The sequence below is a fragment of the Nocardia sp. NPDC023733 genome (assembly GCF_040639775.1).
Lineage (GTDB): Bacteria > Actinomycetota > Actinomycetes > Mycobacteriales > Mycobacteriaceae > Nocardia > Nocardia rosealba.
On sequence record NZ_JBFAAN010000001.1, the window covers coordinates 47,706 to 73,697 of the forward strand.

Annotated in this window: 22 protein-coding genes; 16 read left to right on the forward strand and 6 right to left on the reverse strand. The window is 66.1% G+C overall.

From position 1 onward, the window contains the following. Positions 1-381 precede the first annotated feature (381 nt). Positions 382-756 carry a VOC family protein gene (locus tag AB0F86_RS00205; RefSeq protein ID WP_356986397.1) on the reverse strand — a complete coding sequence of 125 codons (375 nt, stop codon included), beginning with the start codon at positions 754-756 and terminating at the stop codon, positions 382-384. 694 nt (positions 757-1,450) lie between these two features. Further along, positions 1,451-1,717 (reverse strand): hypothetical protein, encoded by a 267-nt coding sequence (locus AB0F86_RS00210; protein ID WP_356986395.1) that lies wholly within the window; start codon positions 1,715-1,717, stop codon positions 1,451-1,453. Between the two features lie 973 nt (positions 1,718-2,690). On the opposite strand from AB0F86_RS00210, the gene AB0F86_RS00215 reads away from it, so the two are divergent. Together AB0F86_RS00215 and AB0F86_RS00220 are read left to right on the forward strand one after the other, a co-directional pair. Further along, entirely contained in the window at positions 2,691-3,011 is a 321-nt protein-coding gene (locus AB0F86_RS00215; protein WP_357171653.1) for an SDR family NAD(P)-dependent oxidoreductase, read from the forward strand. Between the two features lie 92 nt (positions 3,012-3,103). Next, positions 3,104-3,643 (forward strand): hypothetical protein, encoded by a 540-nt coding sequence (locus tag AB0F86_RS00220; protein ID WP_356986393.1) that lies wholly within the window; start codon positions 3,104-3,106, stop codon positions 3,641-3,643. 60 nt (positions 3,644-3,703) lie between these two features. On the opposite strand, the gene AB0F86_RS00225 is transcribed toward AB0F86_RS00220, so the two are convergent. The 3 genes from AB0F86_RS00225 to AB0F86_RS00235 are packed head-to-tail and all read right to left on the reverse strand — an operon-like array spanning position 3,704 to position 7,579. Beyond that, on the reverse strand, positions 3,704-5,326 hold the full coding sequence (locus tag AB0F86_RS00225) for an acyl-CoA synthetase (protein ID WP_356986391.1): 1,623 nt from the start codon (positions 5,324-5,326) through the stop codon (positions 3,704-3,706). 27 nt (positions 5,327-5,353) lie between these two features. Further along, a complete protein-coding gene (locus tag AB0F86_RS00230; RefSeq protein ID WP_356986390.1) occupies positions 5,354-7,042 on the reverse strand; it encodes a carbamoyltransferase N-terminal domain-containing protein in 1,689 nt (562 codons plus the stop codon). 60 nt (positions 7,043-7,102) lie between these two features. Beyond that, entirely contained in the window at positions 7,103-7,579 is a 477-nt protein-coding gene (locus tag AB0F86_RS00235; RefSeq protein ID WP_181698511.1) for a nitroreductase family deazaflavin-dependent oxidoreductase, read from the reverse strand. A 136-nt stretch (positions 7,580-7,715) separates the two neighbouring features. Between AB0F86_RS00235 and AB0F86_RS00240 the strand changes: the two genes are divergently transcribed. The 13 genes from AB0F86_RS00240 to ligA all read left to right on the forward strand — a co-directional run bounded on the left by AB0F86_RS00240 (position 7,716) and on the right by ligA (position 22,522). Continuing rightward, positions 7,716-8,507, forward strand: coding sequence for an SDR family NAD(P)-dependent oxidoreductase (locus AB0F86_RS00240; RefSeq protein ID WP_225279250.1), 792 nt, complete (start codon positions 7,716-7,718; stop codon positions 8,505-8,507). A gap of 133 nt (positions 8,508-8,640) precedes the next feature. Next, a complete protein-coding gene (locus tag AB0F86_RS00245) occupies positions 8,641-9,483 on the forward strand; it encodes an acyl-CoA thioesterase domain-containing protein (protein WP_356986387.1) in 843 nt (280 codons plus the stop codon). Positions 9,484-9,491: 8 nt separating this feature from the next. After that, positions 9,492-10,184 (forward strand): maleylpyruvate isomerase family mycothiol-dependent enzyme, encoded by a 693-nt coding sequence (locus AB0F86_RS00250; RefSeq protein ID WP_181698514.1) that lies wholly within the window; start codon positions 9,492-9,494, stop codon positions 10,182-10,184. Positions 10,185-10,202: 18 nt separating this feature from the next. After that, on the forward strand, positions 10,203-11,354 hold the full coding sequence (locus tag AB0F86_RS00255) for a cytochrome P450 (RefSeq protein WP_356986385.1): 1,152 nt from the start codon (positions 10,203-10,205) through the stop codon (positions 11,352-11,354). Continuing rightward, a complete protein-coding gene (locus AB0F86_RS00260; protein WP_225279103.1) occupies positions 11,348-12,547 on the forward strand; it encodes a cytochrome P450 in 1,200 nt (399 codons plus the stop codon). The genes AB0F86_RS00255 and AB0F86_RS00260 overlap by 7 nt, the downstream gene beginning before the upstream one ends. A gap of 115 nt (positions 12,548-12,662) precedes the next feature. Next, positions 12,663-13,778 (forward strand): cytochrome P450, encoded by a 1,116-nt coding sequence (locus AB0F86_RS00265; RefSeq protein WP_181698517.1) that lies wholly within the window; start codon positions 12,663-12,665, stop codon positions 13,776-13,778. Between the two features lie 28 nt (positions 13,779-13,806). Further along, a complete protein-coding gene (locus AB0F86_RS00270) occupies positions 13,807-15,444 on the forward strand; it encodes an acyl-CoA synthetase (RefSeq protein WP_225279104.1) in 1,638 nt (545 codons plus the stop codon). Between the two features lie 53 nt (positions 15,445-15,497). Beyond that, a complete protein-coding gene (locus AB0F86_RS00275; RefSeq protein ID WP_356986381.1) occupies positions 15,498-15,731 on the forward strand; it encodes a hypothetical protein in 234 nt (77 codons plus the stop codon). 268 nt (positions 15,732-15,999) lie between these two features. After that, positions 16,000-16,521: a hypothetical protein gene (locus AB0F86_RS00280; protein ID WP_356986379.1), complete on the forward strand. Its 522-nt coding sequence runs from the start codon at positions 16,000-16,002 to the stop codon at positions 16,519-16,521. A 328-nt stretch (positions 16,522-16,849) separates the two neighbouring features. Then, positions 16,850-18,055: a cysteine desulfurase family protein gene (locus tag AB0F86_RS00285; RefSeq protein ID WP_356986377.1), complete on the forward strand. Its 1,206-nt coding sequence runs from the start codon at positions 16,850-16,852 to the stop codon at positions 18,053-18,055. Next, positions 18,055-19,170: a tRNA 2-thiouridine(34) synthase MnmA gene (gene mnmA, locus AB0F86_RS00290; RefSeq protein WP_356986376.1), complete on the forward strand. Its 1,116-nt coding sequence runs from the start codon at positions 18,055-18,057 to the stop codon at positions 19,168-19,170. The genes AB0F86_RS00285 and mnmA overlap by 1 nt, the downstream gene beginning before the upstream one ends. 38 nt (positions 19,171-19,208) lie before the next feature. Further along, complete coding sequence (locus tag AB0F86_RS00295) at positions 19,209-20,276, forward strand: methionine synthase (protein WP_356986374.1); 1,068 nt, start codon at positions 19,209-19,211, stop codon at positions 20,274-20,276. 158 nt (positions 20,277-20,434) lie between these two features. Beyond that, a complete protein-coding gene (ligA, locus tag AB0F86_RS00300) occupies positions 20,435-22,522 on the forward strand; it encodes an NAD-dependent DNA ligase LigA (RefSeq protein ID WP_225279251.1) in 2,088 nt (695 codons plus the stop codon). Positions 22,523-22,537: 15 nt separating this feature from the next. Here the strand turns inward: ligA and AB0F86_RS00305 are convergent, their stop codons facing one another. Beyond that, entirely contained in the window at positions 22,538-22,876 is a 339-nt protein-coding gene (locus tag AB0F86_RS00305; protein ID WP_181698522.1) for a hypothetical protein, read from the reverse strand. 317 nt (positions 22,877-23,193) lie between these two features. Between AB0F86_RS00305 and AB0F86_RS00310 the strand changes: the two genes are divergently transcribed. After that, entirely contained in the window at positions 23,194-25,806 is a 2,613-nt protein-coding gene (locus tag AB0F86_RS00310) for an excinuclease ABC subunit UvrA (RefSeq protein WP_356986373.1), read from the forward strand. The last annotated feature ends 186 nt before the right edge of the window (positions 25,807-25,992 follow it).

The window sequence follows — 25,992 nt, forward strand, 5'->3', positions numbered from 1 at the left end:
GACGCGCTGCGGCAGACAACGTCCGCTTCTGCCGCTGAGCACTCGGCGGGCCGCTGAGATCCGATGCGGCTCGAGACATCCGCGCATGCCGATGTCCGGCCGAACTACGGCTTGAGCCTCGCAAATTCGACATGTAGTGACACGTCGGCTTACCAGCAAACTGTGACGAGCCGTGCGAGCTGTCGGCGAGCTGCGTTGGTGCCCTGTACGTCCCGATCCTCGATCCCGACTGGGGTCTGGAGCGGATGCTGGTAGCGATGTCAGGTAGCTACGCGCTGGATGTGGGTCGGTGCTAGACGCTGTGCCCTGCGGCTTCCTGGTGTGCCCCCAACCGTTTGCAGGAGGGCGCAAACCGCTTGTGCCGCAGCTGGTCGGCCCGGTTTACGACTCACAGCCGGAATTGTTGCGCAGCACGCAGAACTCGTTGCCTTCGGGATCAGCGAGGATCACCCAGCCTGAGCCATCAGGGTTCCGGTGATCGGCGACAAAAGTGGCACCGATGCCGCGCAGCCGGTCCACCTCCTCATCGCGTGAGCTCTCGGGGCGTAGACACAGGTGGATCCGGTTCTTGATCGTCTTGGACTCGGGTACCTGGTTGAAATGGAGTACCGGGCCCTCGGCGAGCAACACTTGAGTCTCCTCGGCACCCGGTCCGTCCTCCGGATGCGTCGGGCTGCCGGTGACAGCGCTCCAGAACAGAGACAGCGCATAGGCATCCGCACAATCGATCGCCACGTGCTGCACTCGAGAGACCATGCCGCGATCATTCCCGAACGCCACGCCGGGAACCACCGAATTGCGGCATCTGGTCGGCCGAAATCGTGCTGTGATCGCCGACATGAAGAGTTCGCCACGCGAATTCGGTTTCCCCGTCGCCCGCGTCCCCTCTTGGATCTGCCCGGGAACGCACGAACCTGTGACAGCTACTCTCAGCAGGATTTCTGGTCAGCATTCTCGCGCGCGAGGCCGCTGCCGGACGCAAGCTCCAGGTGAGGTGTCGCAGGTTCAATTCCAGCGATCAAGAACCTGCGACGTGCGCTTCGCTCAGTCGACCGAGTGATCAACAGCCCGTCTGGATGCCGAGCAGCGGTCTCGCCAGTTCACAGTGGCCCGCTGGAAGGTCGCCGGTCTCGGCAGGACACACAAAAAATGGGCAACCGCCTGGTCATCGCGGATTCCTACACGATCTAGCGATCCGGATTCGCCGGTTCCGAACCTATCGCGTTGCCGTCTCCGTTGGGCCCACGGCAAGGCACGTCGACGATGGGAACGCAGGCGAGCCTGGGGTCTGCTCTTATGAACTGGTGATCGAAGCCGTTTTGCTCTGGTGATTGGAGTCGGCTCGGGCCGTGCGGCTTCGAGCGGTTAGGAATGGCTGGGCGGCGGCGCGTCGCTGTTCGGGTGGAAGCAGCGCACGTCGCCGCGTGCCGGGATGTCACCGCCGGTCGGATCACCACACGAGAGTGGGGCTCTTGTAGACCTCGACTCTGCCGTCGCTCCATTCCACCGCCAGCTCGGAGTGGTACCTGCGGCCCGTGGTCGGGTCGCCCAGGTCCGGTGGGCGATACGACTGGGCCCGCTCACACGGTTCCTTAGTCGGCTCGAAGACCGGTCCCAGGTAGTCGCTGTCGTCGTCGTACAGACCAATCGTTATGGTGCAGTCGTCCGAGACATTCGTGGTGGCCCAATAGCTGAGACTGCCGGAGTGGTCCTTCATCACGCAGATCCGCAGATTATTCGGACCGTCACACAGCTCCTGTCCAGGAGGCGTGGTCGACGAGGTCGGGGGTGCGGGATGCGAGTTGGTCACCGGTGTCCCACCACTGCTGGTATCGGCAGTGGTAGGAGTCGAGTTGGTGGCGCACTGCACGACGATCGCGAGGATCGCGATCGGGATTGCGACGACCGCGGCTATCCCGCTGATCTTCGGCCAGTCGGGGCCGGTAGGCCCGCCGCCACTGCCGCCTCCGAAAGGTGTCGGGTCAGCCGTCATTGTTCTGTTCTCCCCCTGGGTATTCCGTGAAGTCGGCTCGGTGTCGGAGCCGGACTGTCACCGGTGCTCTCTGTCGATCTGGTCAAGTACCTCGCGAACCAAGGACAGCAGGTTCACACGGACAAAAGTACCGCTCGATCGCGGCCTCTTGGCGGTTGTCGAGGTGCTTCCTCTCGATGAGCCATCCAGGCTGCCGCGGCCGCAGCGGCATCGACCGGAACGCATGCCGCTGTGCGGATTTCACGCCCGAAAGGCTCTTCGCGCCGGTGAGGTCCTTGATGCGCGCGGGTGTAGCGCTGTCTCCCTCAGCGACCAGGAGCCGCAGCGTCTGCATGCCAATCCCAGGTAGCGCCGCGAGGAACCTCTTGATTGTGGAACGGTTCCCGCGGCCGGATGGCGACGAACACGGACGACAGTTGCGTCAAGCGATATCGAACCCGCCCGGTGCACGCACCAGTGGCGCCCCGGGCATGTCCCGCGGAATATGGGGGTTGTCACGGTGGTGACGCCGCTAGCGGTCTGTCGAGTCGCCGGACCGCTGGTGTTTGCTGCGTTGTGTAACTGCCCGACCTGCCCGGCCACCGCCTAGTAGTGCACAGCCCGGCCGCGGGAACAGAACAGTCCTCATCACCGGCGGCACCTCGGGCATGGTCTGGCCACGGCCCGGCGCCTGTTCGACGAGGGCGCCTACGTTATCATCACCGGCCGCGATGAAGACCGATTGCACTGCGCCGCAACCGAACTCGATGCCGGACCACGTGTCCTCGCGGTCCGGGCCGACGCCGCGAACCTCGACGACCTGGACGCCCTGATGCGTTCGATCAGCACCTGGCGCGGTCACCTCGACGCGATCTTCACCAACGCGGACACCGCCATCTTCACCACGATCACCGAATTGACCGAAGCCGATGAGGACCGATCCTTCGACGTGAACTTCAAGGGCGTGTTCTTCACCGTACAGAAGGCCCTGCCGCTATTGAAGGAGCGGCGGCCTCGTCGGTTCCTTCCCAACCGATAGTGGCCGCATCGTCCGCCCGAGCGGGCCGCCATCTGATACAACAGGATGGCGAAGGCATTGTGCGGGAACAGGATCGCGCGGATGGGTGGACGATGACCGGCGAACAGCGCGGTGCGCACAACGGCTTGGCGAAGCTGGTCGCGTTCATCGCGATACCGATCGGGTTGGTTCTTCTCGGCGTCGGAATCTTCGGCTACGTCAATGATCCCGACGCCGCACCGATCTGTGACGGGAAGGCCATGACGCCCGGTACGGAGTGCTGGACGTACGGGGACTCGCACGGGGTGACCAGCTACGAGGAGCTGGCCGAGAGACAACGCCAGAATCTCGAATCGGCGCGGGACATGGTGCCGATCGGGGTGGTGATCTTGTTGATCGGTATCGCCGCTTTCGCAGTGTCGCGGCAGGGCACGTCGAGCGGCGGTGCCGTGCCGCGCGCGGTGCCGGTCCCGCAGACCCCGAGCAAGCCCGCCGACGAGATGAACACCCTGCTCGGCATGGTCCTCGGCAATACGGCGGCCGCCAACCGGCTCATCGGCTTCGAACTGCGGGCGGATCCGTCGGCCGATCGTGCGACGGCGATCGATCGGGCCATCGAGCGGCTTCGGGCGGACCGAGGTCGGCACGGCTGACCCGCTTGCACGTCAAAGGGCCCCTGACCTAGTGGTCAGGGGCCCTTTGATCGCTCTTGGTCAGCGCGGCGACGCGGCCTCGTCGGCATGCTCGGCGGCGTACTTCTTGGCCGCCGGGTAGTTGGCCTTGCCACTGGGCTGACGCATCATCTCGTCGACGGTCCAGTACGAACGGGGCGCCTTGTAACCGGCGATCTTGGTGCGGGCGTGGGCATCCAGCTCGGTCAGGTCGATGGTGGCGCCGGAGCGGGGCTGGATGATCGCGGCGACGGTCTGGCCGTACCGGTCGTCCTTCAGTCCGATGACCAGCGCGTCGAAAACGTCCGGGTGCGACTTGAGTGCGCCCTCGACCTCCTCGGGGAACACCTTCTCGCCGCCGGTGTTGATGCATTCCGAACCGCGACCGAGCAGGGTGACGGTGCCGTCTTCCTCGTAGCGGGCGTAGTCGCCCGGCACGACGTAGCGCTTGCCGCCGGTCTCGACGAAGATCGTCTTGGTCTTCTCCGGGTCCTTGTAGTAGCCGATCGGCACGTGACCGGTGCGCGCCATCCGGCCGGTCGCACCGGGTTTCGGCTCGACCAGGTTGCCGTCGTCATCGATCAGCGCGGCCTGCGCACTGAACTTCACCCGGGGACCCTGCGAATGGTCGGAATCCTTGCTCACCACACCGAGGCCCGTTCCGCCGCTCTCGGACGAACCGATGACATCGGTGATGAACACATTCGGGAACAGTTCGAGGTATTCCTGTTTCAGTGACTGCGAGAACAGCGCGGCATGGCTCGTGAACGCCCACAGCGACGACGAATCGTAACTACCGGCCTTGTAGGCGTCGAGCAGCGGCTTGGCCATGGCGTCGCCGACAACGGTGAGCACATTGACGCGATGCTTTTCCACCGTCTGCCACACCACATCGGCATCGAACTGCGGAATGAAAACGACGGTGCCACCGGAGTTCAGGGCGATGAACGCTGCCCACTGCGCCGCACCGTGAATCAGCGGCGACAGCGGCGCCATCACGATACCGACCGGGGACTGCTTGGCGTTGTTCGCCAGTTCCCATTCGTCCTTCACGTATTCACCGGTGACATGGTTGATACCGCCACCGAGCGCACGCCACACATCTTCGTGCCGCCACATCACGCCCTTGGGGAAACCCGTTGTGCCACCGGTGTACAGGATGTAGGTGTCGTCGGAACTGCGCTCGTCGAAATCCCGTTCGGGCGATTGCGCGGCGATGGCTTCGTTGTATTCGACGCCGTTGTAGCGACTGAAATCTGCGTCCGAGGCGTCGTCTACCACCACCACGTCGGTGAGCTTCGGCGTCTGCGGCAGCACCTCGGCGACGATGTCGGCGTAGCGACGTTCGTGCACCAGCGCCACCAGGTCCGCGTTGTCGACGATGTAGCGGACCTCCTCGGCGGTATAGCGGTAATTGATGCTGACCGAGATCGCGCGCAGCTTGTACGTCGCGATCATCGTCTCGAGCGCCTCGATCGAGTTGCGCGAGTACACGCCGACATGGTCACCCTTGCCGACGCCGCGCGAGGCGAGATGGTGCGCCAACCGGTTGGCGCGCTCGTCGAGCTCACGGTAGGTGACCTGCCGGTCTCCACAAATGATTGCGATGCGATCGGGCACCGCGTCCACAGCATGTTCGAGCAGATCAGCGACGTTCAAAGCCATATCAGCAAGATAGAACGTGTTTCAGTTTTAGGCAATAGAACGGGTCGGATCCGGGTTGGTGTAGAGCAGTCCGTCGGACCACACGTACCGTGTGCCACCCCACCGAAGGGCCGACGCGACATCCGGGAAGAAGCCACTGCCGTTGAGGTTCGCGCTGGTGTTGCAGAGCACGGGGACGCCTGTGAGTGCCTCGTAGGCGGTCAGGATCCGGGCCGCGGCGATATCGTCGGTTCGTTGGACGGTCTGCAGCCGTGCGGTGCCGTCGAGATGGATGACCGCCGGGATGCGATCGACCCAATCGGGGCGAATTTCGTGCTCGAAAAGCATGTAGGGATCGCTACCCCCCGGCGTGAAGATTTCGGTGGCCCGGTCGGCGAGGCATATGGGCGCAACCGGTCGATAGTCGGCTCGGTCCTTGATCAGGTTGAGTCGCTGCTTCATTGCTGCGTCCCGAGCGGGTGCCAGAATGCTGCGATTACCCAGTGCCCGTGGACCGAGTTCGGCGCGGCCGGAAAGGACGACGACCGGCTCGCCGTATTCGTGCAGAATTCTGGCTACCTCGGCTTCATCGCAGGGCGTGACCGTCCATGATTCCGGAACCGTTCCGGTGCGAATGGGCGGACCGCTGAAGACGGACCAGTCGAGCGCTGTCAGCCCGGTGCCCCACATCTCGCAACACGCTGTGCCGATGGCGGCCCCGGCATCATTCGGAAATGGTGGTACCCACACGTCGGTGAACAGTCCCGACGCTCGTATCCGGCTGTTCCATTTGATATTGAGTGCGCATCCGCCACCGAGACAAAGGTTTCGGGGAGCGCCGGGAAAGTGTTCGGCTACGACGCGGGCCAGCGCCGCGAGTAATCGTTGTCCCAGGTATTCCTGGAAAGTGGCGATGATGTCCGCATCGGACAAGCCGGGTAGGTAGGCATCTCGTTTCGCCAGTATGGCTTGGGCCATCGCTGCGGCGTTCTGTGGAACGACGCTCGGGAAGCTACCGAGCAGATCGTCGAATACCGGGAACGCCGCTTCCGATGGGGTGCCGAGGGCGGCGTAGGCCATGGCTTTGCCGGCCACGGAAAGGTGGTGGCGGATCAGGGCGTTCATGTCGAGGCCGCGCCCGTCGAGGCGGAAGGGGCCGAAATGCGCGTTGAAGTCGGAGAAGAAGTTGCCGGGTACCCGCAGCAGCGAGGAGACGGCGCGGACCGACCGATCCGCGGGCCGGACGTCGTAGAGGCGCGGGGTCGTTCCGCCGTCCCACACGAGCACCAGCGAGTCTTCGTTCCGCTGCGCGAACGGGCTCGAACAGTACGACCCGAGTAGGTGGTTGGCGTTGTGGAAGTAGCTCGTATAACCCTTGCCCGAGCCGAAATCGTGTGCATCGAAGTGGTAGCGCTGAATCGGCTCGGACCGGCCCGGGGAGTCGGCGTACGCGGCGACCGGCAGGTGAACGGTCATACCGTCGCGTCGAAGTGGTACGGCCGGTTCGAACGGATCCTGGCCGGGCTGTGCCCACCACCCGTCGACGACGTAGGCGTCCACATCGCGATGGTCGATGCCCGCTGTGCGTAGGAGCTCCGGGACGCGCGCGGCGTCGCCCAGTGGGGTATAGCGATCGAGGTTGTCGATCTTCTCCATTTCGATGCTGGTGACCAACCGGCCGTTGTCGATAAGTGCGATGCCCCCGTCATGGGTTGCTTTGATCCCGCAGATCAGCATCGGATCCTCCTTCGTGTCGTGGCTGCCCGAGAACCGAGCGTGACTGCTCGAACGGCGTCGTCAGCGCTCGGACTCGCGACTCAGCACGAACATGCGCAGCTCTCGTTGGGATCGGGCGGCGTAGTCGGTGTAGTCCGGCCAATGCTCGATCACGTGGGCCCACAGTTCGGCGCGCTGCTCCGCGCGCACCGGATGTGCGATCACGGAGAACGTTTCACCCTCGACGCGGACTACCGCCCGCCCAGCGGCGGTCAGGTTGGCGGTCCATGCGGGGTGGGTGGCCTGGCCGAAATTGGAGCCGACCACGATCATGTCGTCGCCGTGTGGCACGTAGAGCAGCGAGACGGTCCGCTCGGCTCCCGTCTTGCGCCCCTTGGTGGTCAGCAGCAGGTTGGGAAAACCGCCGAGTGTCAGCAGCCCGACGCGTCCTCGGGTGAGGCGCTGGGCTGCGAGGTCGACCTTGGCCGCGAATTTGACGAGGGTCAGGTAGTAGGGACTGTCTCCGAACGCCCGGACGAACCTCGACTGCGACTCCATAACACAATTCCCCTCACTTCAACTTGCAAGAACTGCAACCGGTTTCATTCATTAGAATGTAACGTGTTCTACCGCAGTATGTCTGGCATTGTCCAGGCTACGTACAGTCGATGTAGCGCATGTGGGGAGCATCTGGATGAAGGACGAGCGACCAGTTGTCGTGGTGACGGGAGCTTCGTCGGGGATCGGTGCCGCCGTGGCGCTCCGCCTCGGTGTGGCAGGTTGCCGAGTAGTCGCCACCGGGCGCGACGCCGCGCGGCTCGACGGTACTGTCGCCGCGATCCGGGCCGAGGGCGGAGCGGCGACAGCTGTCTGTCTGGATCTCACGGCCGCCGCTGAGATCGAGGCGTTCGCTGCGGGTTTCGGTGAGTCACACGGTGCGGTCGGCGCGCTGGTTCTGTGCGCCGGTGACGCCGACATAGCCACGGTCGAGGAGCTTTCTCCCGCTGGTCTTGCGGCCATGGTCGACGTGAATCTGCTTGGTGCACACCGGCTTATCCATACTCTACTGCCGGCGATGATCGAACGCCGTCGCGGTGACATCGTGGTCGTCAGCAGTGAGAACGTGACCCGGTTCAAGCCGATGATGGCTGCCTACACCGCCTCGAAGTGCGCCTTGGAAGCGCTGGCGGTGACCATGCAGAAGGAGTTGGAGGGGACCGGAGTTCGGACGTCGATCGTGCGGCCGGGATCGACGCGCACTGCTATGGGGAGCACCTGGGCGCCCGCCGAGCTCGGTGCGCTGTTCGGGTTGTGGGGGCGGTGGGGTCTGGCTCGTCATTCGGGGCGGATGGATCCCGACCATGTCGCGCAGGTGGTCGAATTCGTCCTCGGCGCGCCGAGGGAAATGAATGTGGCCTGTGTGGAGGTGCAGCCTGAAGCGCCGGTGGCTTCGGTCGAAGAGGCGAAAACTGTTGCGGCAAAATAGAACCTGTTCTACTGTCCATATTGGTACTGGTTCTTAGCAAGCTGAACGGGTCGACGGGGAATCTCGGCCCGGCGCTGGGTAGTAGAACCGCCCAGAGTGACTTGCAGACTGAACAGTCTGCGGAGGGGACATTGTGGCTCTTTTCGTGCGCACGGCGGGGACCAGCCGTCCGAGTGGCTACGCCCGCAGCCAATGGGATCCCGAGGCGGTGAACGGCACGGCTGTCGCAGCCCTGGCCGGGCAGGAGCTCGGCGACCATGCCTCCGGCACCGGTCTCGTCCCGGCCCGCTTCTCCTTGGAACTCCTGCGTCGGGTTCGCTTCGCGGGGCTGGAAACCACAGTGGTGACCACCCGCAAAGGCGCGAATATCGAAGTCCTGGACTGGAGTTCGCACCAGGAAGGGCAGCTCGTGGCGCGGGCGACCCTCACACTGCTACGCAAGTCGCGACAGCCACCCGGCGAGTTCTGGACAGCCGAGCACGGAGCGCGACCACCGTGCCCGCCCGGCCCGCCGACCAGGCCCGGCCTGTGGTGGAACCACGACGGTGCCGGACCGGACCTGTGGACCGAGCAGCCACGCGATGTGCAGAACGCGCAGCGCAAACGCATCTGGATCAACCATGTCGAGGCAATCGAGGGCGTGCCGATGTCCTCGGTCGCCCGATTGGCCGCGACCGCCGAGCTCACGAACACGATCACCGCCTTGGGATCGACGGGCATCGGCTACATCAACCACGACACGACAGCGGCTTTCACGCGCGCACCGGCCGAAGGCGGCCTCGGGCTCGAAGCGCACCAGCACCTGGCCGCGGCCGGGCTGGCTGTCAATGTCGCTCAGCTCTATGACGCCGAAGGCGTACTCGGAGTCGCCGTCGTGAGCTCGCTCTCGGTGGCCGAGCGCCGATTGGACCTTTCCGAAACGGAACCCGAATGGGCCGACTCAGGCAACCTGTCGCGGGCGCATCGCGCCAGTTAGGACTCGACATGACCCTTGTTCACTGGGACAAGTCTCGCATCATCGATGAAACATGCCGCGAATACAGCGAACTCGGCGATCGATTCGCCGATATCAGTGTGCGCGAACTCGACAACCCCACCCGCTGTTCGGGCTGGACCGTCCGCGGCGTGCTCGCCCATCTACTCGCGACCGGCGAAGACGTCATCGACGGAACGATCGGTACCCGGCCGCCGGACGTGCAGGCCCTCGCCTACCCACAGGCCACACCGCAGTTCTTCGCATCGGGATTCCGCTCGGTCGCGCAGCGTCTGCGACCACACCTGGAATCGCTGGACGACGCGATCTGGGCAGCGGACACCTACGGTGTCGCCGGGCAGCCCTTCGGAGTCGGAGTGCTCACGCTCGTGCACGAGATCGCCGTGCACGCCGATGACGTGGACGACGCGCTCGGCAGGCGAGTTCTGTTGTCCGACAGCGCGGTCACGATCTCGACCGAGTGGTTGTCGACCGAATTCGATCGCCTCGACTACCCGAGAACCAGGGTCGTCCTGTCCACCGGCCGGGAACTGACGGCCGGCAGCGGCGGCAAGGAGATGGTGCTCACCGGTACGCCACTGGATTTCGTGCGCGCCGCCACGGGACGAATCGACGCCGAGGTGGTCGGCGGACCGGCCGATCTGAACATCTACGGCCGGGACCGCAGACATGAAGGGGTCTAGGGAAGGGAGTGGCAGCTGATGAGTCCTAGTGTCGTAGAGCTCGGTACATCACCGGCGGGAGATCCCAGCTGGGTGGTGAAGGACTATCAGACGATCCGTCGTCTGCTGTCCGACGGCCGACTCAACAGGTTCCCGCCGGTGGATGTCGAATGTCCGGCCCGGTTCACCCACGCCGAGATCATCCGGTTCAAGCACCTCGATCCGAACGCTCCGCCGCCGCCGGACGACCTTATCCGGCGTACCGTCGCGCATGCGTTCTCCAAGCGCCGCATGCACGCGATCGAAGCCAAGGTCGAGGCGATCACGACGTCGTTGATCGACGCGATGATCGCCGCCGGACCGCCCGCCGAACTACGACGGGACTTCGCTGGACCGCTCTCCTCGCAGGTGATCTCCAGCCTGATCGGCGTCCCGGACGAAGACCACCAGCTGATTCAGGAGTTGTCCCAATCGGCGGCCAATCTCGCCGAACCCGAGATCTCCGCTCCGGCCGACCAGCAGCTGAAGGATTACATGCGTCAGCTGGTCGCGAAGAAGGAAGCCGACCTCGGCGACGATGTCATCAGCGACATCATTCGTCTGCGGGTCGACCACCCTGCCCTGGAAAATGTCGACCTCGTCATCGGATTGGCGACCGGCTTGCGCTTCGCCGGACAGATCAACACAGTGACACTGATCGACCGTGGCATCGTCCATCTGCTTCGCCACCCGGAATTCCAGGCCGAGATAGTCGTCGGCGACCGTGCCGCGCGGGCACGGGTGGTCGAAGAGATCCTGCGGTTGCCGCATCCGGTGCAGGGTCGCGTCGCAGGTGTACCGCGCTATGCGACAGCCGATTTCGAGCTGGGCGGGTGCACGATCCGGCGCGGCGACCTGGTGGTCATGGACATCGAGGCGGGAAACCTCGATCCATCGGTCTTCGCTGATCCGGGTGACTTCTGCCCCGCCCGCCCCGCCACGTCGCATCTGTCGTTCGGAGCGGGAACGCACTACTGCGTCGGTGCCGCGCTGGCCCGCTGCGAAATGGAGACGGCGTTCGCGATGCTGCTCGGGCGCTTACCGGAACTGCGGTTCGCTGTGCCGTTCGAAGAGCTCGAACCGCTGAGCCACGAGCTGTCCGGCGGAGCGACCCGCGTCCCGATCACCTGGAAGGTGTCCCAGTCGTGCTGAAAGACGAAGAGATCACCCAATTCCCCTCTGCGGCATGCCGATCACTCGGCTTGGATCCAGTGCTGCGGGAGATGCTGGCACAGGGGGAGCGTGCACGGAAGGTCCAGCTTCCCCACGGCCCGGAATCCTGGATCATCACCGGCTACGACGACAACCGGGCGATCTACAGCCGCCCCGAGTTCACCCGCCAGGGTATCGATACCGAGGAAGCGCCCCGCCTGACCGCCGGATTGATGCTCGCGGGCGCCATCGGGTGCCAGAAGGACAAAACACACGCCGCGCTGCGGCAGGCCGCCACCAGGGTCCTCGATCGCACGATGATCTCTCAGGTCGAGGACATCGCCCTGCGAACCGCGAACGAACTCGTCGACTCCATGCGTGAGCGTGGCGACGGGTGCGATTTCGTCCGGGATTTCGCCAGGCCGTACTCCATCCGTGTGCTGTGCCAAATCCTCGGGATACCAGGCACCGACGAGGAATTCGTCATCGAGATGGTCGGCGCGATCCTCGCTGGTGGGCACAGCGGAGACGCCGGGACCGCGACCGAGGCGAGCACCCGGTTGGGTGTCTACATCATCGAGCTCGTCAACGAACGCCAGCGGAATACCGGCTCGGACTTCATCTCCCGGGTCGTCTCGCACACTGCCCTTTCCACCTACGAAGTGGTGGTTCTGACCTACGCGATGGTCATGGGTGGGTTCGAGACGACAGCCAACATGCTGGCCAAGTCGCTGGCCAGACTGCTTGTCGAAGAAGAACTCGTCGAGCGGGTGCGTCACGAACCGGCGCGGATCCCCGACATCATCGATGAGCTCTTGCGGCTCACCTCGGTGGCAGGCGGCGAAGGAATTCCGTGGCTCGTGCGCGAGCCTGTCGAGATCGCCGGAAGGCACCTGCAACCGGGTGATTACGTCGTTCCGGCGCCCGGTGCCGCGAATCGGGACCCGGCTGTCTTCGACAATCCGGAGGAACTGCGGCTCGGCCGCGACGAGCGCCAACATCAAACACTCGGTTACGCGGCGCATTACTGCCTGGGGAACAAAGTCGCCAGGGTCGAGCTCGACACGGCGTTCCGTGTTCTGCTCGAGCGATTCAGCGGCCTGCGCCTCGCGGTCGATATCGACGACCTGGACTGGGACGAGGAATCAGCCATCTGGCATCTCCGTGCGCTCCCGATCTCCTGGCGCGGGTGACGGTGACATGACACCAGAAGTGGGCGCGGCGGCGTCGTACCCCGCGGCGTCTCCGATTCCGACCGAGCGGACCTGTCCATTCGATCCACCCGACGGCTTGCGTGGACTGCCTGCGGTGAGCCCGCTCAGATTCGCCAGCGGTGCCGAAGGCTGGTTGGTCACCGACTACCGGATCGCGCGCAGCGTCCTCAGAGACTCCCGATTCAGCACCGACCGGAAGTTGACCGAAGCGCCGATTCGGGAACTTCCGCCGATCCTGCGCGAATACGGCACACCCCCGGGCATGTTCAACTGTCTTGACGGCGATTCCCATGCGCGGTACCGACGGCTCCTCGCGGGGTACTTCTCGGCGGGGCGGATCGCGGAGTTCGCGCCGCGGGCCGTCGACATCGTCGACGAACAGATCACGACAATGGCCGAGGTGCTCGATTCCGCCGGTGAAGCCGATCTGCTTGCCGTGTTCGCGATGCCGGTTTCGTTGCGCCTGATCTGCGAACTGCTCGGGGTTCCCGATCGACTCAGCGGGGATATCGCACGGCTGGCCTCCGTATTGTTCGATCTGTCGGCGTCGGGCGACTCGATGATCGCGACCATTCTCGAGCTGCGCGAGATTCTGCTCGACGCCATCAGGCATACCCGCACCTCGCCGTCGAGTGGGCTGATCGCCGACCTTGCTCGTGATCCCGAGATCGACGACGAAGAACTGTTCCAGATCAGTCAGGTACTCCTGCTCGCCGGATTCGAAACGACCGCGAACATGCTGGCACTCAGCACGTTCGCGTTGTTGTCGGCTCCGGATCAGCTGCGACGATTCCGTGCCGGGGAGGTGTCCGCCGCAGCGGCTGTGGACGAACTCCTGCGCTATCTGTCGGTGGCCCATATGGGCCCGGTCCGCGCGGCAAGTGAATCTGTTCGCCTGGGGGAGGTGACCGTTGCGGCGGGCCAATCGGTGATGATCTCGGTCCCGGTGGTGAACCGCGACCCCGCATTGCTCGACGACGCCGACAGATTGCTCCTCGATCGTCCACCGGTGAACCACATTTCCTTCGGGGTCGGCGCACATAAATGCATCGGCCAATACTTGGCGAGAACCGAACTCGAGATCGGGCTGACGCGACTGTTCGCGCGGTTCCCGACCCTGACGCTCGCGGTCCCACCCGAGCAGGTACCGCTGCGGACTGACATGTTGGTTTACGGCGTGCACGAGCTGCTGGTCTGCGTCGAAGGCTGAGACAACCGCATCGGATGAGGAGAGAACCGTGGCACTGAACATCGCAGATCTGTTCGAGCACGCAGTGGACGCGGTGCCCGATCTTCCGGCGGTGAAGGTGGGGGAGCGAGCGCTCACGTTCCGCGAGCTCGACGTCGCCGCGAATCGGCTCGCGCATTTTCTCGCCGGGCGGGGGATCGGGCCCGGGGATCATGTGGCGCTGTATGCGAAGAACAGCATCGAGCATGTGGTCGCCTTGCTGGCGACATTGAAGGTGCGCGCTGTTTCGATCAATGTGAATTATCGCTACGTCGAGGGGGAACTCGATTACCTGTTCGAGAATTCCGACGCGGTCGCGGTGCTGCACGACCGCACCTACGCATCGGTGCTCGCGCGCTGTGTACCCCGGCATCCGAGGATTCATACGTGTGTGGCGCTGGTCGATCCCATGGCTCCCGACGACGAATCGGACCTGTCGGGTTTCGGCGGCCTCACCTATGCGGAGGGGATCGAGGGACAGCCGGGGACGCGTGACTTCGGGCCACGTAGCGGCGACGACATCCATATCATCTACACGGGCGGAACAACCGGGTTCCCGAAAGGCGTGATGTGGCGCCACGAGGACTATTGGCGGGTTTTCGGCGGTGGGACCGATTTCGAAACCGGTACGCTCCTGGGCGAATTCGACCAGTCCGAGGCGGCCGCGAAAGCTCGCCGAATGGTGAAATTCCCGCTGAGCCCCCTCATGCACGGCGGCGCCCAGACCGGGCTTCTCCGGCACCTGTTCGTCGGCGATCTGACAATTCTCGAACCCAAATTCGACCCCGCGACCACCTGGGACGTCATCGATCGTGAGCGCGTCCAATTCCTGTTCCTCACCGGCGACGCCATGGCCCGACCGCTGATCGAGGAATATCAGCGACGCACGGCGAACGGTCTCGGCAGTGGTTCCAGCCTCGTCGTGGTGGCGAGCAGCGCCGCGGTATTCAGCCCCGAGGTCAAGAACAGGTGGCTCGAAAATTTCCCGAACACCGTATTCACCGACTCGATCGGGGCGACCGAAACCGGATTCCAGGGCACAGCGGCGCAGTCCCGCGAGAATGTTCGACAGGACGGCCCCCGCGTCGCCCTCGGCCCGGATTCCGTCGTCCTCGACGACAACGGCCATCTCCTCGATCTCACCGCCGACGTCGGCGCCATCGGCCAACTGGCCCGCGCCGGCCGCATCCCCCTCGGCTACTACAACGACCCCGTCAAGACGGCCGAAACCTTCAAGACCGTCAACGGCATCCGCTACGTCGTCCCCGGCGATCGCGTCCGCATCGAGCCCGGTGCCCGCGTCACCCTCCTCGGCCGCGGCTCGAACTGCGTCAACACCGGCGGCGAAAAGGTCTACGTCGAGGAAGTCGAGGCGGCGATCAAAGCCGTTGCGGCGGTGTACGACTGCATCGTCGTCGGCGTGCCGGACGAACGCTTCGGCAACGCTGTCGCCGCGGTCGTCGAATTGCGACCGGGACACCAGTTGACTCTCGACGAACTCCGTGCCTCCCTACGCACCTCGCTGGCCGGGTACAAGCTCCCGCGCGTGATGACGACGGTGCCGAAGGTCCCACGCAACGACGCCGGAAAGGCGCAGTACCCGCGAGCGCGGGAGCTGGCATCGTCAGCCGATGCGCGATGGCTGTGAATCTCCCACGATTGTGCGCCCCAACGCGGTGAGCCGGGCTACCGCAACTCCGGGTGGACCTTCCAAAACATCGACTTCGTCCGGAGGCCTTCGAGATCAAAGGCCGTGAACAGCAGGAGGCCAGCGCGATCCTGACGGGTCGGGTCAGCTACGAGGCATTCAGCCCGGTGTGGCCCGACATGGCGGACTTCGCGGAATACAAGGAGATGCCCGAGTACGTCGTGTCGACCACACTCACCGACGACGATCTGGTTACCAACTGGGGTGAAACCACGATCCTGCGGTAGGACGCCACGAAACTGCGTCTCGTCGAGTCGCAGGCCTTCTCGAACTGCCTGCAGCTCAACATCTTCGACGTCATCGGCTGATCGTCGCCGTCCTCACGCGGCCGCCGGCGCACCACCAGCGGGCACGGCGGTGGCTTCGCCGGTCTCGCGCAGGGTCGATGCACCGGTGACGCGTCGAACGTCGGCCACGTGAGCGGAACCCTTGCCGGGCGGGCATAGGCTCTGATCTTGTGGGGTTCACGGTCCCAGCACCCCGGCCGGGATCAGCTTGTGGAGCCGCAACTTACGTGACCTCACCGGCTCCTACCCCGAGATCGTCACTGCCCTGGCCGAGATCACCGAGGGGCGCACCATCCTGCTCGACGGCGAACTCGTCGCCCTCGACGACCGCGGTGCCCCGTCGTTCTCCCGGCTGCAGCAGCGTATGCACGTCCAGCGCCCCGCCCCGGCGTTGATCGAGCAGGTCCGCTTCAACTACATCGTGTTCGACCTGCTCGGCATCGACGGACGCCTACGTTGCATCGGCGGAGTCGGCACCGGATTCACCGCGGCCACCCGCCGCGGCATGCGCGCGAGGATCGACGAGATCCGCCGCGACACCAGCCCACTCGACGACCCACCACCGGCACCGGGCGTGCGTATTGCGTGGTGGGTTCAACCGGTACTCGTCGCCGACATCGAGTACCGAGAGGTCAGCGGCGACGGTCTGCCGGCGTTCTCGCGCCGCCCCGGGCACGGGCAACGGCGCCCCCGGCACCCGGGCTGCGGAATATGGGGTTTGTCACGGTAGCGGCGCAGCTAGCGGACGTTGTCGGCCGCCGCGCGGTGACGGCCCTGCGGGCGGATGTACGCAGGCGGCTGTCTGCGGTCCAACGGCATCTGCACGCGCGCGGAATCTCGCGTTCATCTCTGCCGGGTCGGCGGCGCTCTGCGGCCGTCAGCTCGGCGCCTTCGCTCTAGCTTTCTCGGCCGTCTCACCGGCCCGATCTTCGCCGATTCGGGAATGAAAGTAGGTGATACACGTGTTGGAAATCCTGGGTAAATCGTAGAAAAATCGTAGAAAGCAGGGGTGGACCCCGAAGATGACCAGGTCAGCGGGGGTGTAGGCTTTGTCGGTCATGAAGTCGGCTTATTCGGGTGCGCCCAAGACGGTCTACCTCGATCATGCGGCGACCACTCCGATGTTGCCTGCCGCTGTCGAGGCGATGACTGCTGCCCTGGGGGCGGTGGGGAACGCCTCTTCGCTGCACGGGTCGGGGCGGGCGGCGCGGCGGACGCTCGAGGAGGCGCGGGAGTCGATCGCGGCGGAGCTGGGGGCGCGGCCGTCGGAGGTGATCTTCACCTCCGGGGGGACCGAGAGCGACAATCTCGCGATCAAGGGGATTTTCTGGGGGCGGCGAGCGGCTGATCCGCGCCGGACCCGGCTGGTGGTGAGCTCCGTCGAGCATCACGCGGTGCTGGACGCGGTGGAGTGGCTCGAGCAGCACGAGGGCGCGCAGGTGAGCTGGTTGCCTGTCGACGGTGAGGGTGTGGTGTCGCCGCACGTGCTGCGCGAAGTGCTCGAGGCGCACGGTGACGAAGTGGCGCTGGTGAGCGTGATGTGGGCCAACAACGAGGTCGGCACCGTCCAGCCGGTCGCCGAATTGGCTGCCGTGGCACAGGAATTCGACATTCCGATGCACAGCGACGCGATCCAGGCGGTGACCCAGGTTCCGGTCGATTTCGGGGCGAGCGGGCTGGCCGCGTTGAGCGTCGCGGGGCACAAGGTCGGCGGTCCGCACGGTATCGGTGTGTTGCTGCTCGGTCGGCAGGTGCCCTGTGTGCCGCTGATCCACGGTGGCGGGCACGAGCGCGACCTGCGCTCGGGAACCTCCGACGTGGCGGCCGCCGTCGGCTTCGCCGCCGCCCTGCGCGCCGCCTCCGCTGAGTCGACACAAAGCTTGAAAGCGTTGCGCGACAAGCTGATCGCCGGTCTGCTCGCGCTGGAACCCGACGCCGTGCTCAACGGCCCCGCCGACGAGCGCAGGCTCCCCGGCAACGCCCACTTCACCTTCCCTGGTTGCGAGGGCGACTCCCTGCTGATGCTGCTCGACGCCGCCGGTATCGAATGCTCGACCGGCTCGGCGTGCAACGCGGGGGTGGCCTCGCCGAGCCACGTCCTGATCGCCATGGGTGTCGAGCCGTGGCAGGCGCGCAGTTCGCTGCGGTTCTCGCTGGGCCACACTTCGACCGAATCCGATATCGACACATTGCTGACCGTGCTGCCGCAGGTCATCGAAAGGGCCAGGGCCGCGGGTCTGGCCGGCGCTAGAGGAGGTGCCTGATGCGAGTACTTGCCGCCATGAGTGGTGGAGTCGATTCGGCGGTGGCCGCGGCGCGGGCCGTGGACGCCGGTCACGAGGTGGTCGGGGTGCACCTGGCGCTGTCGGCATCGCCGGGCACCTTGCGCACCGGTTCGCGTGGCTGCTGCTCCAAGGAAGACGCCGGTGACGCCCGCCGCGCCGCCGATGTGCTCGGCATTCCGTTCTACGTGTGGGATTTCGCCGACCGCTTCAAAGAAGACGTGATCGACGACTTCGTCGCCGCCTACGCCGCGGGCGAGACCCCGAACCCGTGCCTGCGCTGCAACGAGAAGATCAAGTTCTCCGCGCTGGCCGACCGCGCGCAGGCCCTCGGCTTCGACGCCGTGGTCACCGGGCACTACGCCCGCCTCGAAGACGGTGTGCTGCGCCGCGCGGTCGACGCCGACAAGGACCAGTCCTATGTGCTCGCGGTGCTCACCGCCGAGCAGCTCTCGCGCGCCATGTTCCCGGTCGGCGACACCCCCAAGCCACGCATCCGCGAGGAAGCGGCCGAGCGGGGTCTCGCGGTGGCGAACAAGCCCGACAGCCACGACATCTGCTTCATCCCCTCCGGCGACACGCGGGCGTTCCTCGGCGCCAAGATCGGCATCCGCCCCGGTGCGCTCGTCGATTCCGACGGCACCGTGCTCGGCACCCACGAGGGTGTGCACGGGTTCACCGTCGGTCAGCGCAAGGGCCTCGGCCTGAGCCACACCGCCGCCGACGGCAAGCCTCGCTATGTCACCGGGATCGACCCCGATTCCGGCACGGTGAAGGTCGGTTCGGTGGAAGACCTGCAGGTCGACGTCATCACCGCCGACCGCGCCATCTGGACCTCCGGCGTGCGCCCGACCGAACCGGTCGAGTGTGTGGTGCAGGTGCGTGCCCACGGCGGCACCGCGCCTGCCGTGGTCGAACCGGTGGGTGAGGGGCTGGTCGCGCGGCTGCGTGAACCGCTCAGCGGCGTAGCGAAGGGGCAGGCCATCGTGCTCTACCTGCCCGATGCCGAGGGTGGCGACACCGTGGTCGGCAGCGGCACCATCAACGGCACCGATCGCGCCGGGGTCGAGGCGGGGATCACCGACGCTTCCGCCTGAGGAGCGCGCCGTTCGACGACACGAAAGGTGTTGTGCACGTGACATTGTCGCGAAGCAAGGACTCCGAGGAGAGTGCGCCCGCGGACCTGCTCGTCGGCGGCATCGCCACGGGCATCGGATCGTGGCCGGGCACCGACCCGAGGGAAGCTGCCGCGACGATCATCGGTGAACTGCCCGACCTCGCGCACCTGGTCGAACTGCCGCAGCGCGGAATCGGCGCCGACATGATCGGCCGGGTGTCGGCGCTGCTGGTGGATCTGCGCTTCGACTCCACCACGCGCGGTTACCGGCTGGCCGCCCGCCCGGGCTCGGTGTCACGCCGGGCACGTGACCTGCTCCAGTTCGATCTCGATGCGATCGAAGAAGCCTGGGAGACAGCGGGTTTGGTCGGAACCGGCCGTGTCGTGAAGCTGCAGTCGGCGGGACCGCTCACCCTGGCCGCCGAAGTGGAACTGCCCGGCGGGCATCGGATTCTCACCGATCCCGGTGCGATGCGCGATCTTTCGGAATCCCTCGCCGAAGGTTTGGCGCGGCACGCGGACGAGCTGCGCAAAAGGCTGGGGGCCCAGGTCGTCATCCAGCTCGACGAACCGCAGCTCACCACGGTGCTCGAAGGTTCGTTGCAGGGGCCGAGCATCCTCAACACCATTCGCGCGCTTCCCGAACCCGACGCCGTGCGCATTCTCGACACCGTGATCGAGGTCCAGAACGCGCCGGTCCTGTTGCACACCTGCGCATCTCGTCCCGCCCTGGCAACCATCGGCCGCACCGCCGCCGCCGGCATCTCCTTCGACGCCGCGACCATCACCACCCCCGACCTCGACCCCCTCGGCGACATCGTCGATCGGGGCAAGAAGATCGCCCTCGGCCTCGCCCCGGCCGAGGCGCCGGCGGCGCCGATCACCTGGCGGGAGATCGCCGAACCCGCCGTCCGCCTGGTCGACCGGCTCGGCTTCCCTCGCACGATCCTGGCCACCCAGATCCTGGTGACCCCCGCCTGTGGGCTGGCCGGCGCCTCCCTCGAATGGTCCCGGCGCGCACTCGCGCTCAGTACCGAGGTGGCGCGTGCCTTCGCCGAGGAACCGGAGTCGTTGAACGTCGAGTAGCGGCCGCCTGTCCGGTGCCGTAACCAGGCAGGCGCTTCGGTGTCCCGGGGTTGAACGTCCTTAGAAGCCGGGTCGGCGACGGGCCCGGACGGTCGCCGAAAGTGTCGGTGGCCTCCACTAATGTGCTGGGTGTGAGTGAGAGCGACAGCGCGGTTTCCGTGAGTGCCGAAGGTGCCACCCCCGAGCAGCGGGTGCGGTGGCAGCAGTTGGCCGACGAGGTGCGTGAGCACCAGTTCCGCTACTACGTGCGGGACTCGCCGATCATCACCGACGGCGAGTTCGACGCGCTCCTGCGTGAACTGCAGGCGATGGAAGAGGCGCATCCCGATCTGCGCACACCCGATTCGCCGACCCAGCTGGTCGGCGGCGGTTTCGCCACCGAGTTCACCGCGGTCGACCATCTCGAGCGCATGCTGTCGCTGGACAATGTGTTCGACTTCGACGAGCTGCGCGCCTGGGCCGCCCGCGTGGAAGCTGAAACCGGTCCCGACCTGCACTTCCTGTGCGAGGTGAAGATCGACGGTGTGGCCCTGAACCTGGTGTACGAGAACGGGAAACTGGTGCGCGCCGCCACCCGTGGCGACGGGCGAACCGGTGAGGACGTCACCCTCAACGCCCGCACCATCGACGACATCCCCACCGAACTCACCGCCACCGAGCAGTTCCCGATCCCGGAACTGCTCGAGGTGCGTGGCGAGGTGTACTTCCGGCTCGAGGACTTCCAGACGCTCAACGCCCAGATCGTGGCCGAAGGCAAACCGCCCTACGCCAACCCGCGCAATACCGCCGCCGGCTCGCTGCGCCAGAAGAACCCCGCGATCACCGCCCAGCGCAGGCTGCGGATGATCTGCCACGGCTTCGGTCGTATCGAGGGCTATCGCCCCACCTCCATGCATGAGGCCTATCAGGCGCTCGCCGCGTGGGGACTGCCGGTGTCGGAGCACACCCGGCTGGTGCAGGGCGTGGACGCGGTGATCGAACGGGTCGCCTACTGGGGTGAGCACCGCCACGACATCGAGCACGAGCTCGACGGGCAGGTCATCAAGGTCGACGAGATGGCGTTGCAGCGGCGGCTCGGCTCCACCTCCCGGGCTCCCCGCTGGGCCATCGCCTACAAGTACCCGCCGGAAGAGGCGACCACCACGCTGCTGAACATCGAGGTGAACGTCGGCCGTACCGGGCGCGTCACCCCGTTCGCCGTGATGGAACCCGTCACCATCGCGGGATCGACGGTCGCGATGGCCACCCTGCACAACGCCTCGGAGGTGAAACGCAAGGGTGTGCTGATCGGTGACACCGTCACCATCCGCAAAGCCGGTGACGTGATCCCCGAGGTGCTCGGTCCGGTGGTCGACGCCCGCACCGGCGACGAACGCGAGTTCGTGATGCCCACGCACTGTCCCAATTGCGGCACCGAACTGGCGCCCGCCAAAGAGGGCGACGCCGACATCCGCTGTCCCAATCAGCAGTTCTGCCCCGCCCAGCTGCGCGAGCGGGTGTTCCATCTCGCCGGGCGCGGCGCCTTCGACATCGAGGCGCTGGGCGACAAGGCGGCCGACGCGTTGCTGCGCTCCGGCGCCATCACCGACGAAGGTGACCTGTTCGATCTCGACGAGCAGAAACTGCTGTCGGTTCCGCTGTTCACCAACAAGGAAGGCGGCTTGTCCGCCAACGGCAGGCGGCTGCTGGAGAATCTGCAGGCGGTGAAGGACCGTCCGCTGTGGCGGGTGCTGGTCGCGTTGTCCATCCGGCACGTCGGCCCGACCGCCGCCCGCGCGCTGGCCGCCGAGTTCGGCAGCCTCGAACGCATCGAATCCGCGACGGTGGAAGAACTTTCGTCGACCGACGGTGTGGGCCCGACGATCGCCGCGGCCGTGGGGGAGTGGTTCACCGTCGACTGGCATCGCGCCATCGTCGACAAGTGGCGGGCCGCCGGTGTGCGCATGGAGGACGAGCGCGACGCCTCCATCGAACGTACCCTCGAGGGCTTGTCGATCGTGGTGACCGGCTCGCTGCAGACCTTCACCCGCGACGGTGCCAAGGAGGCGATCCTGGTCCGCGGCGGCAAGGCGGCGAGCTCGGTGTCGAAGAAGACCGCGTTCGTGGTGATCGGCGATTCCCCTGGTTCCAAGGCAGCCAAGGCCGAAGAACTCGGTGTCACGATTCTCGACGAGGACGGTTTCCGGTTGCTGCTGGAGCAAGGTCCGGAAGCCGTCACGCCGCCGGTCGAGGAGGACGCCGAGTAGCGGCGGTCGCTCCGCTCAGCTCGGGGTGACGGTGACCGTGTTCGCCATCTGGGTGTGGATGTCGAACTGGGCGCACTGGCCGTTGGTGAGTTCCACGTGCCGGTGCGTCTTCTTCGAGTTGCCCTCGATGTCGACGACGACGTCGCTACCGGTCATCGAGCACACCTTCGACACCGGCGCCTCGGTGTAGCTGACGGTCCCGGCCCCCTGGCAGCTGTTCGTCGAGTTCCCCAGGAACACCCGTGCGGTTCCGTCCGGACAGGGATCGGCCGCCGCGGTCGGCGCACCGACCATCAGCACCGGAACCACGGCCCCGGCTCCCAACGCCGCAACAACCAGCCCACGAATCATCACTGCAGCTCCGCCTCTCACCGATTTTCGGCCAGACTACGCCAGACCCGCATCCCCGCGCGCGACATGCACACGATCGCAAACCTGGACACTTGGTCACCACGGGGAACTCCCATCCAGCCCCACGTGGTGGTCGAGACACAGCGATGGCGAGCTGCCGAAGGGTGCCGATGGCGACTGTTACCGTCGGTGCACGCAGGTCCGCTGGTGTCTGACGGAGGCCTGCCTGCCCCGGTTGCAGCATGGCTGGTCGACCGCAACGAACACGGAAGCCGCCGGCCGGATCCGGGCATCGACTGTCGCGTCGAAGGGACGAAGCAGTGGGCAAGCAAGCGAGCGGGACCGCAGGCTCTACCCCAGCACCCGATGCGATCGAGGTGCGCGGCGCGCACGTGCACAACCTCAAGAACATCGACGTGTCGGTGCCGCTCGGGAGGCTGGTGGCGGTGGCCGGGGTCTCGGGGTCGGGCAAGTCCTCGCTCGCACTCGGGGTGTTGTACGCCGAGGGTTCCCGGCGGTACCTGGAGGCTCTGTCGACCTACACTCGGCGCCGTCTCACCCAGGCGGCGCACGCGGCCGTGGACAGTGTCGAGCACGTACCCGCCGCGCTCGCATTGCGTCAGCGACCCGGAATCCCGGGTGTACGTAGCACTTTCGGAACGTCGACCGAATTGCTGAACAGTCTTCGCCTGATCTTCTCCCGGCTCGGCCACCACCGCTGCCCGAACGGGCACCGCCTCGAGCCGACGATGGATGTGGCGCTCGACCGGCCGTTGACCTGCCCCGTCTGCGGTGCGGTGTTCGGGCCGCCGAGCGCGGAGTCCTTCGCGTTCAACAGCGAAGGCGCGTGCCCGCGGTGTGCGGGCACCGGCACCGTGCGGGAGGTCGACGACGACGCCCTCGTCCCCGACCCGTCCCGCAGCATCGATGAGGGTGCGGTGCTGCCGTGGTCGATGTTCGGGCTGGCGGCCGTGCCGAAGGTCGCCGCCGAACTCGGTGTGCGCACCGACGTGCCGTTCTCGGCACTGACGAAGAAGGAACGCCGGATCGTCTTCGAGGGTCCGCCGGTGAAACGACGCATCCTGTATCCGGCCAAGAACGGCAAGCTGTTCGATCTCGACGCCTCCTATCGCAATGCCCGCCAGGCCGTCGAGGAGGCGTTGAAGAAGGCAACCACCAAGAAGGGACTCGACCGTGTCGACAGGTTCCTGACCGTGCAGACCTGCCCGGACTGCGCGGGCACCCGGCTGAACCCGCAGGCCCGATCCACCCTGGTCGAGGGCATCGACATCGCCGAGGCCACGAGCAAGACCCTCGACGACATCACCGCCTGGGTGCGCACGATTCCGGCGAACGTGCCGAAGCCGATGGCACCGATGGCCGAGGACATCGTCGCCCAGATGGTCGCGACGGCTTCGCGGCTCGTCGACCTAGGGTTGGGCTACCTCTCCCTCGACCGTGCCTCGTCCACGCTGTCCACCGGGGAGCGTCAGCGTGTGGCGCTCTCGCGGGCGGTACGCAACCGCACCACCGGCGTGCTCTACGTCCTCGACGAACCCTCGATCGGACTGCACCCAGCCAATGTCGACGGCCTGCTCGCGGTCGTGCGCAGCCTGCTGACCGACGGCAACTCGGTGATCGTGGTCGACCACGATGTGCAGATCCTGCGGGCCGCCGACTGGCTCATCGAGATCGGACCCGGCTCGGGACGTGACGGCGGCACGGTCATCGCCGAAGGTCCCCTCGACCGTATCGTCGACAACAAGGCATCCCTCATCGCCGGTTTCATCGATGGCCGCGAGGACATTCGCGTCCGCCCCCGAACCGACACGGCCGACTTGTTCGAGGCGGGCCGCATCCATCTGCGCACCGCGCCACTGCACACCGTCCACGCCCTCGACCTGGACATCCCACGCGGAAGGCTCACCGCTGTCACGGGTGCCTCCGGCTCCGGCAAGACCACCCTCGTGCTGGAAAGCCTCGTCCCGGCACTGCGCGCGAGTGCTGCGAATATGCCTCTCCCGCAGCACATTCGGGAGATCGCTGCGGAAGATATCACCCGCGTCGACGTTGTCGATGCCGCACCCATCGGCATCAATATCCGCTCCACGGTCGCCACCTACAGCGGCGTCCTCGACGACCTGCGCCGCGCCTACGCGGCCACGGCCGACGCGAAGGAGCGCGGTCTGCGCGCGGGCGACTTCTCCTACAACACCGGCAGCCTGCGCTGCCCGACCTGTGAAGGCACCGGCCAGATCGAACTCGACGTCCAGTTCCTTCCCGACGTCGACATCATCTGCCCCGATTGCGACGGCTCCCGCTACGCCCCGGCAGCCGACACCATCCGGCGGTCACCGCACGGCGACGACACCCACGAAGGCCTGAGCCTGCCGCAGCTGCTGGCCTGCACCGTCACCGAGGCCATCGAACACACCGGTGATCTGAAGAAGGTGAGCGCCCGCCTACAGACCCTGCTCGACCTCGGCCTGGGCTACCTCACCCTCGGCGAGGCCACACCGTCCCTGTCCGGCGGCGAGGCGCAGCGGCTCAAACTCGCCACCGAACTCGGCCGCGACCAGCACGACACCGTCTTCGTCCTGGACGAACCGAGCATCGGCCTACACCCTCTCGATGTCCGCGTCCTGCTCGGCGTGCTGCAACGCCTGATCGACAACGGCGCCACCGTCCTGTTCATCGAGCACGACCTCGACATGATCGCCAACGCCGACTACGTCATCGACCTCGGCCCCGGCGGCGGCATCCACGGCGGCCGCATCACCGCCACCGGCACCCCCGCCCAAATCGCCACCAACCCCGACAGCCTCACCGGCCACTACCTGCGCACAGTCATACCCAACCATTTCCGGCCCGAATCGAGCACAACAGGTGAGCCCGACCCACCTTCGCCGAGCCGCAGGCCGGAACATGGCTAACTCACCGGGAACGTGCGACGTCGACCTGCTACACCGTCTGGCCGCCAACACAATTCCCACCGCACCTGAGCCCGGCCTCAGTCCCCCGAGAAGCAGGTGAGCACATGGGTAACTCCCCGGGGACGGGCTAACTCGCCCACCGACTCCCCGCCTGCCGCGTCCCCAACGACCCCCGCCCCTTAGTCT

Excerpts from the sequence above, each read along its gene's own strand:
- AB0F86_RS00205 (WP_356986397.1), bottom strand. The coding sequence starts at position 756 with ATGGTCTCTCGAGTGCAGCACGTGGCGATCGATTGTGCGGATGCCTAT.
- AB0F86_RS00210 (WP_356986395.1), bottom strand. The coding sequence starts at position 1,717 with ATGAAGGACCACTCCGGCAGTCTCAGCTATTGGGCCACCACGAATGTC.
- AB0F86_RS00220 (WP_356986393.1), top strand. The coding sequence starts at position 3,104 with ATGACCGGCGAACAGCGCGGTGCGCACAACGGCTTGGCGAAGCTGGTC.
- AB0F86_RS00225 (WP_356986391.1), bottom strand. The coding sequence starts at position 5,326 with ATGGCTTTGAACGTCGCTGATCTGCTCGAACATGCTGTGGACGCGGTG.
- AB0F86_RS00230 (WP_356986390.1), bottom strand. The coding sequence starts at position 7,042 with ATGCTGATCTGCGGGATCAAAGCAACCCATGACGGGGGCATCGCACTT.
- AB0F86_RS00235 (WP_181698511.1), bottom strand. The coding sequence starts at position 7,579 with ATGGAGTCGCAGTCGAGGTTCGTCCGGGCGTTCGGAGACAGTCCCTAC.
- AB0F86_RS00240 (WP_225279250.1), top strand. The coding sequence starts at position 7,716 with ATGAAGGACGAGCGACCAGTTGTCGTGGTGACGGGAGCTTCGTCGGGG.
- AB0F86_RS00250 (WP_181698514.1), top strand. The coding sequence starts at position 9,492 with ATGACCCTTGTTCACTGGGACAAGTCTCGCATCATCGATGAAACATGC.
- AB0F86_RS00255 (WP_356986385.1), top strand. The coding sequence starts at position 10,203 with ATGAGTCCTAGTGTCGTAGAGCTCGGTACATCACCGGCGGGAGATCCC.
- AB0F86_RS00285 (WP_356986377.1), top strand. The coding sequence starts at position 16,850 with ATGAAGTCGGCTTATTCGGGTGCGCCCAAGACGGTCTACCTCGATCAT.
- mnmA (WP_356986376.1), top strand. The coding sequence starts at position 18,055 with ATGCGAGTACTTGCCGCCATGAGTGGTGGAGTCGATTCGGCGGTGGCC.